This is a genomic window from Stenotrophomonas sp. GD03777 (genome assembly GCF_029842485.1).
Taxonomy (GTDB): domain Bacteria; phylum Pseudomonadota; class Gammaproteobacteria; order Xanthomonadales; family Xanthomonadaceae; genus Stenotrophomonas; species Stenotrophomonas sepilia.
In genome coordinates this window covers 18,946-34,523 of sequence record NZ_JAOCGL010000037.1, presented here as the reverse complement: position 1 = coordinate 34,523, position 15,578 = coordinate 18,946, and the positions used below count along the sequence as shown (strand labels likewise).

The following is a 15,578-nucleotide window of genomic DNA, read 5'->3' as shown; positions in this document are numbered from 1 at the left end:
CCCACAGAATGCACGCTGTTGCTGTTGCCGTGGAGGTTGCCGGCCAGCGGCCGGCACTACCGCAGGTGCCGGGCGCAGTCCGGCCGAACACCCCCAACAGGCAGCCGGCGCCCGGAACGGGTACCCTATGCCGCCATCAGATAGCCAATGTGACATGACCGACGCCATCGTCGCTCCGCAGTGGGCCTCCCGCCTGCGCGACATCGCCGACTTCCCCAAGCCCGGCATCCTGTTCAAGGACATCATGCCGCTGCTCGCCCACGGCGAGGACTTCCGCGGCGCGATCACCGCGATGGCCGACCGTTGGCGCGACCAGAAGCTGGACGCGGTGGTCGGCATCGAATCGCGTGGTTTCATCCTCGGCGCCGCGATGGCGCTGGAGCTGGGCGTCGGCTTCGTGCCGGTGCGCAAGCCGGGCAAGCTGCCGGGCCAGGTGCTGCGCGAGGAATACACGCTGGAGTACCGCAGCGACTGCATCGAAGTGCACGCCGACGCGTTGCCGTCCGGTGCCCGCGTCGCGATCATCGATGACGTGCTGGCCACCGGCGGCACGCTGGTCGCTGCGTTGTCGCTGGTGCGCCGCCTGGGTGTTGAAGTGGTCGGCGCCGGTGTGCTGGTCGAGCTCGATGGCCTGGGCGGCCGGGCCCGCTGGGAGGCGGGCTTGCCACTGCACACCGAACTGGTGTTCTGATCGAAGGGTGAATGCCAACCAAGGTTGGCATCTACCAGAGCGAAGAGCCGGGAGCCGGTCGTTGCCAACCGTGGTTGGCAACCCGGCTTCAATCACATCATCCGCACGCGGAAGCGACGGCCCTTGATCTTGCCGGCTTCCAGCCTGGCGACGGCCTTGTTGGCCTGTTCACGCGCGATCGCCACGTAGGAGCGGGTCGGGAAGATCGCGATCTTGCCGATGAACTTGCTCGACAGGCCGGCATCGCCGGTCAGTGCGCCGAGGATGTCGCCCGGGCGCAGCTTGTCGGTCTTGCCGCCGTCAATCCGCAGGGTGCGCATCACCGCCTGCGGCAACTCGGCCGGGCGCGAGGTCGCCAGTGGCGTCTTCTGCCAGTCCAGCGGTTGCCCCAGCTGCGCTTCGATGGCTTCGGCGCGGGTCTTTTCGCGGCCAGCCACCAGGCTGATCGCCAGGCCGCTGGCACCGGCACGACCGGTACGGCCCACGCGATGCTGGTAGCTCTCCACGTCGGTCGGCAGTTCGTAGTTGATCACCGCCGCCAGCTCTTCCACGTCCAGTCCGCGCGCGGCGACGTCGCTGGCGACCAGCACGTTGCAGCTGCGGTTGGCCAGCCGCAACAGCACTTCCTCACGGTCGCGCTGCTCCATGTCGCCGTGCAGGGCGAGTGCGGAGAAGCCGAACTGCTGCAGCGAGTTGGCCACTTCGTCCACGTCCTTGCGGGTGTTGCAGAACACCACCGCCGATTCCGGCGCGTACTTCAGCAGCAGGCCGGCCAGCGCCTTCTGGCGATGCACCGGTTCCACCTCGCAGAACAGGTGGCGGATGGCCGGTGCCTGGTCGGCACCTTCCACGGTCACCTCCACCGCGTCGCGCAGCAGGTCACGCGCCATGGCGCGGATGCTGTCGGGGAAGGTGGCGGAGAACAGCAGGCTCTGGCGATCCCTGTGGGTGCGGCCGGCGATCTCGCGGATCGGCTCCTCGAAGCCCATGTCGAGCATGCGGTCGGCCTCGTCCAGCACCAGCGTGCGCACCGCGCCCAGGTTCAGCGCGCGCTTGCGTGCCAGCTCCTGCACGCGACCGGGCGTACCCACCACCACGTGCGGGTCGTGGCCTTCCAGCGAGGCCAGCTGCGGGCCCAGCGGCACGCCGCCTACCAGCAGCAACAGCTTCAGGTTGGGAATGCCGGTGGCCAGCTTGCGGATCTGCTTGCCGACCTGGTCGGCGAGTTCGCGGGTCGGGCACAGGACCAGCGCCTGCACGCGGATCAGGCTGGGGTCGACGGCCTGCAGCAGGCCCAGCCCGAAGGCGGCGGTCTTGCCGCTGCCGGTCGGCGCCTGTGCGATCACATCGTGGCCATCGAGGATGGCCGGCAGGCTCTGCGCCTGCACGGGGGTGAGGGTGGTGTAGCCGAGGGCGTCCAGGCCGGGCTGCAGGGCCGGGCTCAGCGGCAGGGTCGAGAAGTCAGTCATGGCGCATTGTACCTGCCTGCGCGGCAGCGCCCGTCCTGGGCCGCCATCCACGCATGGCGTGGATCTACGGGTGGGTGCCGACCGTTGGTCGGCACGCCCTGCTCAGCCCAGCACCGCCAACACACCCTGGTGGATCGCCAGGCCACCGAACAGCAGCCAGGCGAACAGGATCAGCGCCAGCAGCAGTGGCTTCAGGCCGGCCTGGCGCAGCGCCGAGACATGGGTGGTCAGGCCCAGCGCGGCCATCGCCATCGCCAGCAGCACGGTATCCAACTGCACCAGCCCGGCCTGCAGGCTGGCCGGCAGCAGGTGCAGCGAATTGAAACCGGCCACTGCCACGAAACCGAACGCGAACCACGGCACTACGATGCGCGCCTTGCTGCCGTCGGCGCCGGCCTTGCCGCCACGCGCCAGCCACAACGACAACACGACCAGGAACGGCGCCAGCAGCATCACCCGCACCATCTTGGTGATCACCGCAGTATCGGCGGCGGCTTCGCTGACCGTGCGGCCGGCGGCCACCACCTGCGCCACTTCGTGCACCGTCGCACCAGTGAACAGGCCGTACTGCCGCGCGTCCATCGCCAGCCAGCCGTGCGACTGCACCAGCGCATACAGCGCCGGGTACAGGAACATCGCCAGCGTGCCGAACACCACGACGGTAGAAACCGCGACAGTGACCTGCGCAGCGCGGCCACGCACCACCGGTTCGGCGGCCATCACCGCTGCCGCACCGCAGATCGCGCTCCCGGCGCCGATCAGCATTGCCGCCTCGCGTTCCATCTTGAACACACGTACGCCCAGCCAGCAGGCCAGGCCGAAGGTGCTGGCGACCACCAGCACGTCCATCAGCACGCCGCTGACGCCGACATGGCCGATGTCCTGGAAGGTCAGGCGCAGGCCGTACAGCACGATGCCGGCGCGCAGCAGCCAGTGCTTGGAGAAGCCGACACCGGCCGCGCTGCTCGGTGCCAGCCGCGGGTACAGGGTGTTGCCGACCACGATGCCGGCCACGATGGCGACGGTCAGTGCACTCAGGCCATGCGCCTGCAACCAGGGAAGCTCGGCCAGGTACAGCGATGCCGCCGCGATCAGGCCCACCAGCAGAAGGCCGGGCAGGCGCGGCTGCCAGCGTTGGCGCAGGGCGGGCAGGGACCAGGAGGAGAGAGCGGGGGCGTTCATGGCAGGGGTAGGGCTGTAGTGACGGGGCAAGCGTGTGCCTTCGTCCCTGACCTGTAAAACGAATAATATGGGTGAAACCTACCTATCAAGCGGGTAAATGCCATGCGCCTGACCTTGCGCCAGCTGCAAGTCTTCGTCGCCATCGCCGACCACGGCAGCACCACCGCCGCCGGCCAGGCCATCGCGCTCTCGCAGTCGGCCAGCAGCGCCGCCCTGCAGGAACTGGAGGCGCACTTCGGTACGCCGCTGTTCGACCGCATCGGCCGTCGCCTGGCGCTGAACGGGCACGGCCGCGCACTGCTGGAGCCGGCGCGCACCCTGCTGGTCAATGCCGCTGATCTGGAGCGGCAGCTGGCCGCCGGCGGAGACCCGTCGCAAGGGGCACCGCTGCGGTTGGTACTGGCCGCCAGTACCACCATCGGCAACTACCTGCTGCCGCAGCGCATCGCTGAGCTGCTGCGGCAGGCGCCGCAGGCCGAAGTCGACCTGCGCATCGACAACAGTGCTGGCGTAGTCGCCGCTGTGCAGCGCCTGGACGTCGACGCCGGCCTGATCGAAGGCCCGTGCCATGAGCGCGGTTTGCAGGTCACGGCATGGCAGCAGGATCCGCTGGTGATCGTCGGCGCCGCCGACGCCCCCCCGCGCTGGTCGTTGGACGAACTGCGCCGCGCCCGCTGGCTGCTGCGCGAACCCGGCTCCGGCACCCGCGAGGCAGTGGAACAGGCGCTGTTGCCGCACCTGCGCGGCTTCGCCCAGACCCTGCAGCTGGGCAATACCGAAGCGATCAAGCAGGCTGCGATCGCCGGCCTCGGATTGGCCTGCCTTTCGCGTCACGCGCTGGAAGAGCCGCTGGCGCTGGGCCGCCTGCGCGTGCTCGAGACGCCGCTGCCCGCCCTTCAGCGCACCCTGTGGCTGGTGCGCCACCCGGGCAAGCAATGGCTGCCGGGGTTGCAGGCGTTGCTGGGGGAGGTGGAGTAGCAGGGATCGGTCTTGCACTGCACGAATTGCACGAAGGAGTCAGAGCCCGTTGCGCAGCAACGGGATCCGACCCCGACAGATCGACAGGCCTTGCAGCGCTCATCCACGCGTGGCCTGGATCTGCCGTGTCGACCAAGGTCGACACCCACCCGCGCAGAATGCCGTTCCGACAGATCGCGGGAAACTGTCAGAGGCGGGGCGGTGTGGGTCTGCAGGACCGTTGGCGCCATGGATGGCGCCATCGAGCCCCCAAGGAGGGGTTTACGGCGTGTCCTGCAGACCCGCACCGCCCCGGCATCCCACAGGAAACCAGCTTTTGACGTTGCCGTTGAGGTTGCCGGCCAGCGGCCGGCACTACCGCGGGTGCCGGGTGCAACCCGGCCGACGCCCCCAACCCGTACAATATCCGGATGCCTCTGATTACTCTGCAGAACGTCGACTTCAGCGTCGGCGGCCCGTTGTTGCTGGAGAAGGCCGAACTGTCGATCGAGCCGGGCGAACGCATCGCCCTGATCGGCCGCAACGGCGCCGGCAAATCCACCCTGCTCAAGCTGCTGTCCGGCGATCACAAGCCCGATGACGGGGAAGTCCGCGTACAGCAGGGCGTGCGCGTCACCCGCCTGGAGCAGGAAGTGCCACATGGCGCCGCCGGCTCGGTGTTCGACGTCGTCGCCGATGGCCTCGGTGAACTGGGCCAGTGGCTGGCCGAATTCCATCACCTGAGCCACGCCGAAGTATTTGATGGCGAAGCACTGGGCAACGTGCAGGCCAAGATCGACGCCGCCAACGGCTGGGGCCTCGATCAGCGCGTCAGCGAAACCCTGACCAAGCTCGACCTGGACGGCGAGGCCGAGTTCGGCCGCCTGTCCGGCGGCATGAAGCGCCGCGTGCTGCTCGCCCGCGCGCTGGTGTCCAGCCCCGACGTGCTGCTGCTGGACGAACCGACCAACCACCTCGATATCGAAGCCATCGACTGGCTCGAAGCGTTCCTGAAGGGTTGGAGCGGCAGCGTGGTGTTCGTTACCCATGACCGCCGCTTCCTGCGTGCACTGGCCACCCGCATCGTCGAGATCGACCGTGGCCAGGTCACCAGCTGGCCGGGCGACTGGGCCAACTACGAGCGTCGCCGGGAGGAACGCCTCAACGCGCAGGCGCAGGAAAACGCGCGCTTCGACAAGCTGCTGGCGCAGGAAGAAGTCTGGATCCGCCAAGGCATCAAGGCGCGCCGCACCCGCGATGAGGGCCGCGTGCGCCGCCTGAAGGCGATGCGCGTGGAGCGTTCGCAGCGCCGTGATCTCAGCGGCAACGTCAAGATGGAAGCCGCACAGGGCATCAGCTCTGGCAAGAAGGTCATCGACGTCAAGGATATTTCGTTCGCCTTCGGTGAGCGCACCATGGTCCGCGACTTCACCACCACCATCATGCGCGGCGACCGCATCGGCCTGATCGGCCCCAACGGCAGCGGCAAGACGACGCTGCTGAAGTTGCTGCTGGGCGAGCTGCAGCCGGCCAAGGGCGAAGTCAACGCCGGCACCAACCTGCAGATCGCCTATTTCGACCAGTACCGCGCGGTGCTGCGCGAAGACTGGAGCGCGATCGAGAACGTGGCCGAAGGCCGCGATTTCCTCGAGTTCAACGGCAAGCGCAAGCACGTGCATGCCTACCTGCAGGACTTCATGTTCACCCCGGAACGCGCACGTGCGCCGATCACCCGCCTGTCCGGTGGCGAGCGCAACCGCCTGCTGCTGGCCAAGCTGTTCGCGCAGCCGTCCAACCTGCTGGTGATGGACGAACCGACCAACGACCTGGACGTGGAAACCCTGGAGCTGCTGGAAGAGCTGCTGGGCGAGTACACCGGCACCCTGCTGCTGGTCAGCCATGACCGTGACTTCATCGACAACGTGGTGACCTCCACGCTGGTGATGGAAGGCGACGGCGTGATCGGCGAGTACGTCGGTGGCTACAGCGACTGGCAGCGTTATGCGGCCAGCATCGCGGCGCCTGCCTCGGTCCCCGCAGCCAAGCCGCCGGCCGCCGCCCCGGCCGCTGCACCCCCGGCTGCCCCCAAGCGCAAGCTGGCCTACAAGGAAGCACGCGAGCTGGAGCAGCTGCCGAAGACCATCGAGAAGCTGGAAGGCGACGTCGAAGGGTTGACCTCGGCGATGAACGACCCGGCGTTCTATACCCGCAGCAGTGCGGAAGTGACCGCGCACACCCAGCAGCTGGCCAAGGTGCAGGCCGAGCTGGATGCCGCGTACGCGCGCTGGGAAGAGCTGGAAGGCTGAGTTCGCCGGGTTCGTGCGGACCAGCGGTCCGCACCTACCGACGCCGATGCCTGGTAGATCCACGCCATGCGTGGATATGCGGATCTGTGCGGACCAACGGTCCGCACCCACCAATCAACGGTCCGTGCGGACCAGGGTCCGCCCCCACCGGGGGGCGTCGGTCATTTGACCCCGTGCAGATCCCGCAACTGGCTCGGCCGGCTGCCGAAATACGCGGCCAGATCGGCGATGTCCTGATCGCTCAGGTCCTTCGCCTGCGGCGTCATCAGCGCATGCTGGCGGTCGCCGGCGCGGTAGGCCTGCAGCGCATGCGCCAGATAGTCGCCGTACTGCCCACCCAGCTTCGGATAGGTCGGATCGATCGGCGCATTGCCATCGGCCCCATGGCAGTCGATGCAACTCTGGTTGGTGGCCTTGCCCTTCACCTTGGCGCGGGCTTCACCGGCGGCCTCGCGGCCTGCCGGCAGGCCGGCGGAGGACGAAGAGCCGTGTTCGCCGCTGGCATGGCCCGGGTCGGCGGCGGATTTCTCGCTGTTTTCCACCTGCGACTGCGAACAGGCCGCCAGCAGCAGGGCAACGGACAGGGCGATGGCGTGACGCATCGGATGCGCGGCTTTCGACATGGGCGGGCCTTACTTGACGGTGGACAGGTAAACAGAGAGATCGGCGATCTCCTGTTCGCTGAAACTCATCGACTGCGCCTGCATCGTCGGATGCCGGCGCTTGCCCTGGCGGTACTCGGTCAGGGCCTGGGCCAGGTACTGCTGGGTCTGGCCGCCGATCTTCGGCACCCGGTAGCTGGGGTAGGCGTTCTTGTAGCCGGTGATGCCGTGGCACCCCTGGCAGGTGTAGGCCAGGACACGGCCATTGTCGAAGTTGCCGGTGGGCGTGGCAGGCGCCGGCGCGGCGGCAGGCGCCGGGGCGGGTGTGGCAGGAGCGGGAGCGGGCTGTGCGGCGGCCCCAAGGGGCAGGAGGACGGCCAGAGCGAGACAAGCGGCGAGCGGCTGCGGGCGCATGGTGTCGTTTCCGGGGATTCGGGTCTGGTCGTTCCGGCGTGGGGTACGGAACGACCCGAGTATAGCCTCAGGTTTCATCTAGCTGAAATGGGGGCGGGCCGACCAGCGGCGTGAAGACACCATGACCTTTGGGATATGGTGTTGCCGTGAAGTGGTGCATTACTTTGCTACCACACCTGTCCACGCATCCTCCAGGGACCTGACGATGTCGCACCCAACTTTCCTGTCCGGCCGTCGCAGCGGAATCTGCGCTGCCGCACTGCTGATCTCCACCTCCCTGCTGCTGGGCGGTTGCGCCGCAGGGCCCAATTCCGAAGCCAAGGCTGCCGAGACCAAGGAGGAGAAGAAGGTCGACGCCGTCCCGGTCGAAGTGGCGGTGGCCAGCCATCGTGCCGTCGCGGCCAGCTACACCGGTACCGCTGCACTGGAGCCACGCGCCGAGTCGCAGGTGGTCGCCAAGACCTCCGGCGTAGCCCTGGCGGTGCTGGTCGAGGAAGGGCAGCGGGTCACCGCCGGCCAGCCGCTGGTGCGGCTGGACCCGGATCGTGCACGCCTGGCCGTGGCGCAGAGCGAAGCGCAGATGCGAAAGCTGGAAAACAACTACCAGCGCGCACAGAAGCTGGTCGGCCAGCAGATGGTCAGCGCTGCCGATGTCGACCAGCTGCGCTACGACCTGGAGAACGTCCGTGCGCAGTACCGCCTGGCCACGCTGGAGCTGTCCTACACCACGGTCGTGGCACCGATCTCGGGTGTGATCGCCTCACGCTCGATCAAGACCGGCAACTTCGTGCAGATCAATACACCGATCTTCCGCATCGTTGACAACTCGCGGCTGGAGGCCACGCTCAACGTACCCGAACGTGAGCTGGCCACCCTGCGTGCCGGCCAGCCGGTGACGCTGGCGGCCGACGCACTGCCGGGCCAGAGCTTCACCGGCACCGTTGACCGCATCGCGCCGGTGGTGGACTCGGGCAGCGGCACGTTTCGCGTGGTCAGTGCCTTCGATGGCGCCGCCCACGCGCTGCAGCCCGGCATGTTCGGCCGCATCCGCATCGATTACGACCAGCGTGCCGATGCGCTGGTGGTGCCGCGCCTGGCGTTGCTCGATGACGGTGAACCTGCGGTGTTCCGCGTGCGCGAAGGCAAGGTCGCACGCATTCCGGTCAAGCTGGGTTACGCCGAGGGGCCGTGGGTGGAGATCCGTGATGGCCTGGCGGCCGGTGATCAGGTGGTCACCGCCGGCAAGGTCGCCCTGCGCGACGGCACCACGGTGCAGGTGATCGCCGATCCGAAGGCGAAGGCGGTCGCGGCGGCCGCCAAGCCCGCAGACAAGGCCGGGAGCAAGCAATGACTGCCCCGGGCCACGACCACGGTGCCTCGCCGGCGAGCGACGGCGCCGCCGCCGGCATACGCGGCGGCCTGGTGGAATTCGCCACGCGTCGCCGTGTGACCATCGCCATGTGCACGGTCACGCTGCTGCTGTTTGGCCTGATCGCGCTCGGCAACCTCAAGGTCAACCTGCTGCCCGACCTGAGCTACCCGACGCTGACCGTGCGCACCGAATACACCGGTGCGGCGCCGACCGAAATCGAAACCCTGATCACCCAGCCGGTTGAAGAAGCGGTGGGCGTGGTCAAGAACCTGCGCAAGCTGAAGTCGGTCTCGCGCACCGGCCAGAGCGATGTGGTGCTGGAGTTCGCTTGGGGCACCAACATGGACCAGGCCAGCCTGGAGGTGCGTGACAAGATGGAAGCGCTGAACCTGCCGCTGGAGGCCAAGGCTCCGGTGCTGCTGCGCTTCAATCCGTCCACCGAGCCGATCATGCGCCTGGTGCTGTCGAACAAGACGGCGCCGACCAGCGATGCCGATGCGGTCCGCGAGCTGACCGGCCTGCGCCGCTATGCCGATGAAGACCTGAAGAAGAAGCTGGAGCCGGTCACCGGCGTGGCAGCAGTGAAGGTGGGCGGTGGCCTGGAAGACGAGATCCAGGTCGACATCGACCAGCAGAAGCTGGCGCAGCTGAACCTGCCGATCGACACCGTCATCAAGCGCCTCAAGGACGAGAACATCAACATCTCCGGCGGCCGCCTGGAGGAGGGCTCCCAGCGCTTCCTGGTGCGTACCGTCAACCAGTTCGCTGACCTCGAGGAAATCCGCAACCTGCTGGTGACCACCCAGGCCGCCAATGGCAGCGCAGCCGACTCGGCGTTGCAGCAGATGTTCAACATCGCCGCGTCGACTGGTTCGGCTGCAGCCATCGCCGCCGCGTCGGCGGCACAGAGCGCATCGTCCGGTGGTGGCTCCAGCGTGGTTGCCAATGGCGTGCCGGTACGCCTGAAGGACGTGGCCACGGTGCGGCAGGGCTACAAGGAGCGTGAAGCGATCATCCGCCTGGGCGGCAAGGAATCGGTCGAGCTGGCCATCTACAAGGAAGGCGACGCCAACACCGTGTCCACCGCCGAAGCGCTGCGCAAGCGCCTGGAGCAGATCAAGGGCACGTTCCCGTCCGATGTCGAGTTGACCACCATCGAGGACCAGTCGCGCTTCATCGAGCACGCCATCGCCGACGTCAAGAAGGACGCGGTGATCGGTGGCCTGCTGGCAATCCTGATCATCTTCCTGTTCCTGCGCGATGGCTGGAGCACGTTCGTGATCAGCCTGTCGTTGCCTGTATCGATCATCACCACGTTCTTCTTCATGGGCCAGCTCGGCCTGAGCCTGAACGTGATGTCGCTGGGCGGCCTGGCCTTGGCCACCGGCCTGGTGGTGGATGACTCGATCGTGGTGCTGGAGAGCATCGCCAAGGCCCGCGAGCGTGGCCTGGGCATCCTGCAGGCGGCCATTGCCGGCACCCGCGAAGTGAGCATGGCGGTGGTTGCCTCAACCCTGACCACCATCGCCGTGTTCCTGCCGCTGGTGTTCGTCGACGGGATTGCCGGACAGCTGTTCCGCGACCAGGCGCTGACCGTGGCGATCGCCATCGCGATCTCGCTGCTGGTGTCGATGACCCTGATCCCGATGCTGAGCTCGCTGAAGGGGCGGCCACCGCTGGCGTTCCCGGAAGAGGCGCCGAACGAAGCGTGGCAGCCGCAGAAGCGCTGGCAGAAGCCGGTCGCGCTGGGCCGCCGTGGCGTGGTTGCCAGCGTGCGCTGGAGCTTCTATGCGCTGGCGTGGCTTGTCGTGCGCGTGTGGCGTGGCGTGGTGGCAGTGGTCGGCCCGGTGATGCGCAAGGCCAGCGACCTGGCGATGAAGCCCTATGCAGGCGCCGAGCAAGGCTACCTGCGCCTGCTGCCGAGTGCGCTGGCGCATCCCGGCAAGGTGCTGGGCGTGGCAGCCATCATCTTCGTGGCGACCATGGCGCTGGTACCGATGCTTGGCGCGGACCTGATTCCGCAGCTGGCGCAGGACCGGTTCGAAATGACGGTGAAGCTGCCGGCCGGCACGCCGCTGAAGCAGACCGATGCGCTGGTGCGCGAGCTGCAGCTGGCGCACGGCAAGGGGGAGGGCGTGGCCTCGCTGTATGGCGTCAGTGGCAGCGGCACCCGGCTGGATGCCAGTCCGACCGAAAGCGGCGAGAACATCGGCAAGCTGACTGTGGTGATGGAAGGCGGTGGCAACGCGCGCACTGAAGCGGCAATCACCGAACGCCTGCGCGGCACCATGAGCCAGCACCCGGGCGCCCAGGTCGACTTCGCGAGGCCGGCGTTGTTCAGCTTCTCCACGCCGTTGGAAATCGAACTGCGCGGGCAGGACATGGCGACCCTGGAAGTGGCCGGCCAGCGCTTGGCGGCGATGCTGCGCGGCAATGCGCACTACGCCGACGTGAAGTCGACGGTGGAAGAGGGCTTCCCGGAAATCCAGATCCGCTTCGACCAGGAGCGCGCGGGTGCGCTGGGCCTGACCACCCGCCAGATCGCCGACGTGGTGGTGAAGAAGGTGCGCGGCGACGTCGCCACCCGCTACAGCTTCCGTGATCGCAAGATCGACGTGCTGGTGCGTGCCCAGGAAGGTGACCGCGCCAGCGTCGAGAGCATCCGCCGGCTGATCGTCAATCCGGGCAGCACCCGCCCGGTCACCCTGGACGCGGTGGCCGACGTGGTCGCCACCACCGGCCCCAGCGAGATCCATCGTGCCGACCAGACCCGGGTGGCGGTGGTATCGGCCAACCTGCGCGACATCGACCTCGGCGCAGCCATGCGCGAAGTGCAGCAGATGGTGGCCGAGCAGCCGCTGGGTGCGGGCGTTGGCCTGCACATCGGTGGCCAGGGCGAGGAGCTGGCGCAGGCGGCGAAGTCGCTGATCTTCGCCTTTGGTTTGGCGATCTTCCTGGTCTACCTGGTGATGGCCTCGCAGTTCGAGTCGCTGCTGCACCCGTTCGTGATCCTGTTCACCATCCCGCTGGCGCTGGTCGGCGCGATCCTGGCGCTGATGCTGACCGGCAAGCCCATCTCGGTGGTGGTGTTCATCGGCTTGATCCTGCTGGTCGGCCTGGTCACCAAGAACGCGATCATCCTGATCGACAAGGTCAACCAGCTGCGCGAAGCCGGCGTGGCCAAGCATGAGGCGCTGGTGGAAGGTGCGCGCTCGCGCCTGCGCCCGATCATCATGACCACGTTGTGCACGCTGTTCGGCTTCCTGCCGCTGGCGGTGGCCATGGGCGAGGGCGCCGAAGTGCGTGCACCGATGGCGATCACCGTGATCGGTGGCCTGCTGGTGTCGACGCTGCTGACGCTGCTGGTGATCCCGGTGGTGTACGACCTGATGGATCGTCGCGGCGACGCCTATTACCGTGAGCGCGGCCGCAAGCATGCCGGTGAAGGCCTGCATGGCGACGAGGGCGGCACGGCAGGTGTGGAGGAGCCGGCATGAGCGTTGCCGAGTTCTCCATCCGCCGCCCGGTCACCACCATCATGTGCTTCGTGTCGCTGGTGGTGATCGGCCTGATCGCTTCGTTCCGGCTGCCGTTGGAGGCGCTGCCGGACATCTCCGCGCCGTTCCTGTTCGTGCAGATCCCATACACCGGTTCGACGCCCGAGGAAGTGGAGCGGACCATCATCCGCCCGGTCGAGGAGTCGCTGGCGACGATGACCGGCATCAAGCGCATGCGCTCATCGGCCACCTCCGAGGCGGCGCTGATCTACATCGAGTTCAGCGACTGGGACCGCGACATCGCCATTGCCGCGTCCGACGCGCGCGAGCGTATCGATGCGATCCGCAGCGACCTGCCCGACGACCTGCAGCGCTACAACGTGTTCAAGTGGTCCAGCAGTGACCAGCCGGTACTGAAGGTGCGGCTGGCCAGCACCACCGACCTGACCACTGCCTATGACATGCTCGACCGTGAGTTCAAGCGGCGCATCGAGCGTATTCCCGGTGTGGCCCGCGTCGACATCACCGGTGCACCGCCGAACGAGGTGGAGATCGCCATCGATCCGAACCGGCTCAACGCGCATGGGTTGAGCATCAACGAGCTGAGCGAGCGCCTGCGCACGCTGAACTTCTCGATCTCGGCCGGTCAGATCGACGACAACGGCCAGCGCGTGCGCGTGCAGCCGGTGGGCGAGATCACCGACCTGCAGGAGATGCGCGACCTGGTGATCAACGCCAAGGGCCTGCGCCTGGGCGATATCGCCGACGTGCGCCTGAAGCCTGCACGGATGAACTACGGGCGCCGCCTGGACGGCAACCCGGCGGTGGGCCTGGACATCTTCAAGGAGCGCAGTGCCAACCTTGTGGACGTCTCGCGTGCGGCGCTGGCCGAAGTCGAGGCGATCCGCGCGCAGCCGTCGATGCGCGACGTGCAGATCAAGGTGATCGACAACCAGGGAAAGGCGGTAACCTCGTCGCTGCTGGAGCTGGCCGAAGCCGGTGCGGTCGGCCTGATCCTGTCGGTGACGGTGCTGTTCTTCTTCCTGCGCCATTGGCCGTCGACGCTGATGGTGACCCTGGCCATTCCGATCTGCTTCACCATCACCCTGGGCTTCATGTACTTCGTCGGGGTGACGCTGAACATCCTGACCATGATGGGCCTGCTGCTGGCCGTGGGCATGCTGGTCGACAACGCCGTGGTGGTGGTGGAGAGCATCTACCAGGAGCGCGAGCGCATGCCGGGGCAGCCACGGCTGGCCTCGATCATCGGCACCCGCAACGTGGCCATCGCGCTCAGCGCCGGTACGCTGTGCCACTGCATCGTGTTCGTGCCGAACCTGTTCGGCGAGACCAACAACATCAGCATCTTCATGGCGCAGATCGCGATCACCATCTCGGTCTCGCTGCTGGCCTCGTGGCTGGTCGCGGTCAGCCTGATTCCGATGCTGTCCGCACGCATGGCCACACCCAAGCTGGTGCACTCGCAGACCGGCCTGATCGCGCGCCTGCAACGGCGCTATGCACAGCTGCTGGACTGGTCACTGCATCACCGCGGTTGGAGCCTGCTCGGCATCCTGCTGGTGGTGCTGGTCAGCCTGGTGCCGATGAAGCTGACCAAGGTCGACATGTTCGGTGGCGAGGGCGGCAAGGACATCTTCATCGGCTACATGTGGAAGGGCGCCTACACCTACCGGCAGATGTCCGAGGAAGTGGCGCGCGTGGAGAGCTGGATCGACCAGAACCGCGAGCGCCTGCACGTGAAGCAGGTGTACTCCTGGTACAGCGAGCAGGAAGGCAGCTCCACGGTGGTCACCCTGGACGAGAAGTACGCCAAGGACATCAAGGCGCTGCAGGAAGAGTTGCGCAAGGGCCTGCCGAAGTCCGCCCGCACCGACTATTTCGTCGGCAACCAGGGCGGCGATGGCGGGGGTGGCGGCAACCAGGGCGTGCAGGTGCAGCTGGTGGGCGATTCCAGCTCGATGCTGCAGGAGATCGGCCAGGAAGTGGTGCCGTTGCTGGCGCAGCGTGCCGAACTGCGGGACGTGCGCATCGACAACGGCGAGAAGGGCGGCGAGCTGAAGGTACGCGTCGACCGTGAGCGTGCCGCAGCGTTCGGTTTCAACGCCGAACAGGTGGCCAGCTTCGTCGGCCTGGCGCTGCGCGGCGCACCGATGCGCGAGTTCCGTCGCGGTGACAATGAAGTGCCGGTGTGGGTGCGCTTTGCCGGCGCCGAGCAGAGCAGCCCGGAAGACCTGGCCGGTTTCAGCGTGCGTACCGGCGATGGCCGCAGCGTGCCGCTGCTGAGCCTGGTCACCGTGGACGTTGGTTCGTCGGCCACCCAGATCGGCCGTACCAATCGTCAGACGACATTGACCATCAAGGCCAACCTGGCCGGGAAGGTCACCGCACCGGACGGGCGCAAGGCGATAGAGGCCGTGCTCAAGCCGATGAACTTCCCGGCCGGCTACGGCTTCACCTTCGATGGCGGCGACTACGGCAACGATGATGAAGCCATGCAGCAGATGGTGTTCAACCTGCTGATCGCGCTGGTGATGATCTACGTGGTGATGGCGGCGGTATTCGAGTCGCTGCTGTTCCCGGCGGCGATCATGAGCGGCGTGCTGTTCTCGATCTTCGGCGTGTTCTGGCTGTTCTGGATCACTGGCACCTCGTTCGGGATCATGTCCTTCATTGGCATCCTGGTGCTGATGGGCGTGGTGGTGAACAACGGCATCGTGATGATCGAGCACATCAACAACCTGCGGCGCAGCGGCATGGGCCGTACCCAGGCGCTGGTGGAAGGCTCACGCGAACGCCTGCGCCCGATCATGATGACCATGGGCACGGCGATCCTGGCGATGGTGCCGATCTCGCTGACCGACACGCAGATGTTCGGCAATGGCCCGGAGTACTCGCCGATGGCGCGCGCGATTGCCGGCGGCCTGGCGTTCTCGACCGTGGTCAGCCTGCTGTTCCTGCCGACGATCTACGCGGTGCTCGATGACCTGCGCAATGCCGTGACGCGGCTGATCCGTCGCGCGCGTGGAGTGGAGATGGTAGAGCCGGGCGCTGCCCGGCTGTAATGCAC

9 protein-coding genes and 1 pseudogene are annotated in these 15,578 nt (G+C 67.2%); 6 read left to right on the top strand and 4 right to left on the bottom strand.

Annotated features, from left to right (window positions below):
* The first annotated feature begins 154 nt into the window (after positions 1 to 154).
* The gene (locus tag N5E02_RS10210; RefSeq protein WP_065185177.1) at positions 155 to 691 is read left to right on the top strand and encodes an adenine phosphoribosyltransferase; all 537 of its coding nucleotides are present in this window, start codon (positions 155 to 157) and stop codon (positions 689 to 691) included.
* 92 nt (positions 692 to 783) lie between these two features.
* Here the strand turns inward: N5E02_RS10210 and dbpA are convergent, their stop codons facing one another.
* Both dbpA and N5E02_RS10200 read right to left on the bottom strand, forming a co-directional pair.
* Positions 784 to 2,160 carry an ATP-dependent RNA helicase DbpA gene (dbpA, locus tag N5E02_RS10205; protein ID WP_279946228.1) on the bottom strand — a complete coding sequence of 459 codons (1,377 nt, stop codon included), beginning with the start codon at positions 2,158 to 2,160 and terminating at the stop codon, positions 784 to 786.
* A 102-nt stretch (positions 2,161 to 2,262) separates the two neighbouring features.
* Complete coding sequence (locus tag N5E02_RS10200; RefSeq protein ID WP_053501305.1) at positions 2,263 to 3,342, bottom strand: YeiH family protein; 1,080 nt, start codon at positions 3,340 to 3,342, stop codon at positions 2,263 to 2,265.
* Between the two features lie 102 nt (positions 3,343 to 3,444).
* Here N5E02_RS10200 and N5E02_RS10195 point away from each other — a divergent pair, with 102 nt between their 5' ends.
* Together N5E02_RS10195 and N5E02_RS10190 are read left to right on the top strand one after the other, a co-directional pair.
* The gene (locus N5E02_RS10195; protein WP_164093415.1) at positions 3,445 to 4,320 is read left to right on the top strand and encodes a LysR substrate-binding domain-containing protein; all 876 of its coding nucleotides are present in this window, start codon (positions 3,445 to 3,447) and stop codon (positions 4,318 to 4,320) included.
* A 410-nt stretch (positions 4,321 to 4,730) separates the two neighbouring features.
* Positions 4,731 to 6,605 (top strand): ATP-binding cassette domain-containing protein, encoded by a 1,875-nt coding sequence (locus N5E02_RS10190; protein WP_095377734.1) that lies wholly within the window; start codon positions 4,731 to 4,733, stop codon positions 6,603 to 6,605.
* 161 nt (positions 6,606 to 6,766) lie between these two features.
* On the opposite strand, the gene N5E02_RS10185 is transcribed toward N5E02_RS10190, so the two are convergent.
* Both N5E02_RS10185 and N5E02_RS10180 read right to left on the bottom strand, forming a co-directional pair.
* Complete coding sequence (locus tag N5E02_RS10185) at positions 6,767 to 7,228, bottom strand: cytochrome c (protein WP_005416218.1); 462 nt, start codon at positions 7,226 to 7,228, stop codon at positions 6,767 to 6,769.
* A gap of 9 nt (positions 7,229 to 7,237) precedes the next feature.
* Positions 7,238 to 7,621, bottom strand: coding sequence for a c-type cytochrome (locus N5E02_RS10180; protein WP_061477913.1), 384 nt, complete (start codon positions 7,619 to 7,621; stop codon positions 7,238 to 7,240).
* Between the two features lie 205 nt (positions 7,622 to 7,826).
* On the opposite strand from N5E02_RS10180, the gene N5E02_RS10175 reads away from it, so the two are divergent.
* The 3 genes and pseudogenes from N5E02_RS10175 to N5E02_RS10165 all read left to right on the top strand — a co-directional run bounded on the left by N5E02_RS10175 (position 7,827) and on the right by N5E02_RS10165 (position 15,573).
* Positions 7,827 to 8,972: a MexH family multidrug efflux RND transporter periplasmic adaptor subunit gene (locus N5E02_RS10175; RefSeq protein ID WP_005416220.1), complete on the top strand. Its 1,146-nt coding sequence runs from the start codon at positions 7,827 to 7,829 to the stop codon at positions 8,970 to 8,972.
* A 62-nt stretch (positions 8,973 to 9,034) separates the two neighbouring features.
* Positions 9,035 to 12,490 (top strand): annotated as a pseudogene (locus tag N5E02_RS10170) (efflux RND transporter permease subunit); the annotation flags it as partial.
* Positions 12,487 to 15,573 (top strand): efflux RND transporter permease subunit, encoded by a 3,087-nt coding sequence (locus tag N5E02_RS10165; protein WP_065185171.1) that lies wholly within the window; start codon positions 12,487 to 12,489, stop codon positions 15,571 to 15,573. The pseudogene N5E02_RS10170 and the gene N5E02_RS10165, both read left to right, overlap by 4 nt.
* The last annotated feature ends 5 nt before the right edge of the window (positions 15,574 to 15,578 follow it).

Bases quoted from the DNA above. Each gene is read 5' to 3' on its own strand.
- N5E02_RS10175 (WP_005416220.1), top strand. From the start codon at position 7,827: ATGTCGCACCCAACTTTCCTGTCCGGCCGTCGCAGCGGAATCTGCGCT.
- N5E02_RS10200 (WP_053501305.1), bottom strand. From the start codon at position 3,342: ATGAACGCCCCCGCTCTCTCCTCCTGGTCCCTGCCCGCCCTGCGCCAA.
- N5E02_RS10210 (WP_065185177.1), top strand. From the start codon at position 155: ATGACCGACGCCATCGTCGCTCCGCAGTGGGCCTCCCGCCTGCGCGAC.
- dbpA (WP_279946228.1), bottom strand. From the start codon at position 2,160: ATGACTGACTTCTCGACCCTGCCGCTGAGCCCGGCCCTGCAGCCCGGC.
- N5E02_RS10190 (WP_095377734.1), top strand. From the start codon at position 4,731: ATGCCTCTGATTACTCTGCAGAACGTCGACTTCAGCGTCGGCGGCCCG.
- N5E02_RS10180 (WP_061477913.1), bottom strand. From the start codon at position 7,621: ATGCGCCCGCAGCCGCTCGCCGCTTGTCTCGCTCTGGCCGTCCTCCTG.
- N5E02_RS10185 (WP_005416218.1), bottom strand. From the start codon at position 7,228: ATGTCGAAAGCCGCGCATCCGATGCGTCACGCCATCGCCCTGTCCGTT.
- N5E02_RS10165 (WP_065185171.1), top strand. From the start codon at position 12,487: ATGAGCGTTGCCGAGTTCTCCATCCGCCGCCCGGTCACCACCATCATG.
- N5E02_RS10195 (WP_164093415.1), top strand. From the start codon at position 3,445: ATGCGCCTGACCTTGCGCCAGCTGCAAGTCTTCGTCGCCATCGCCGAC.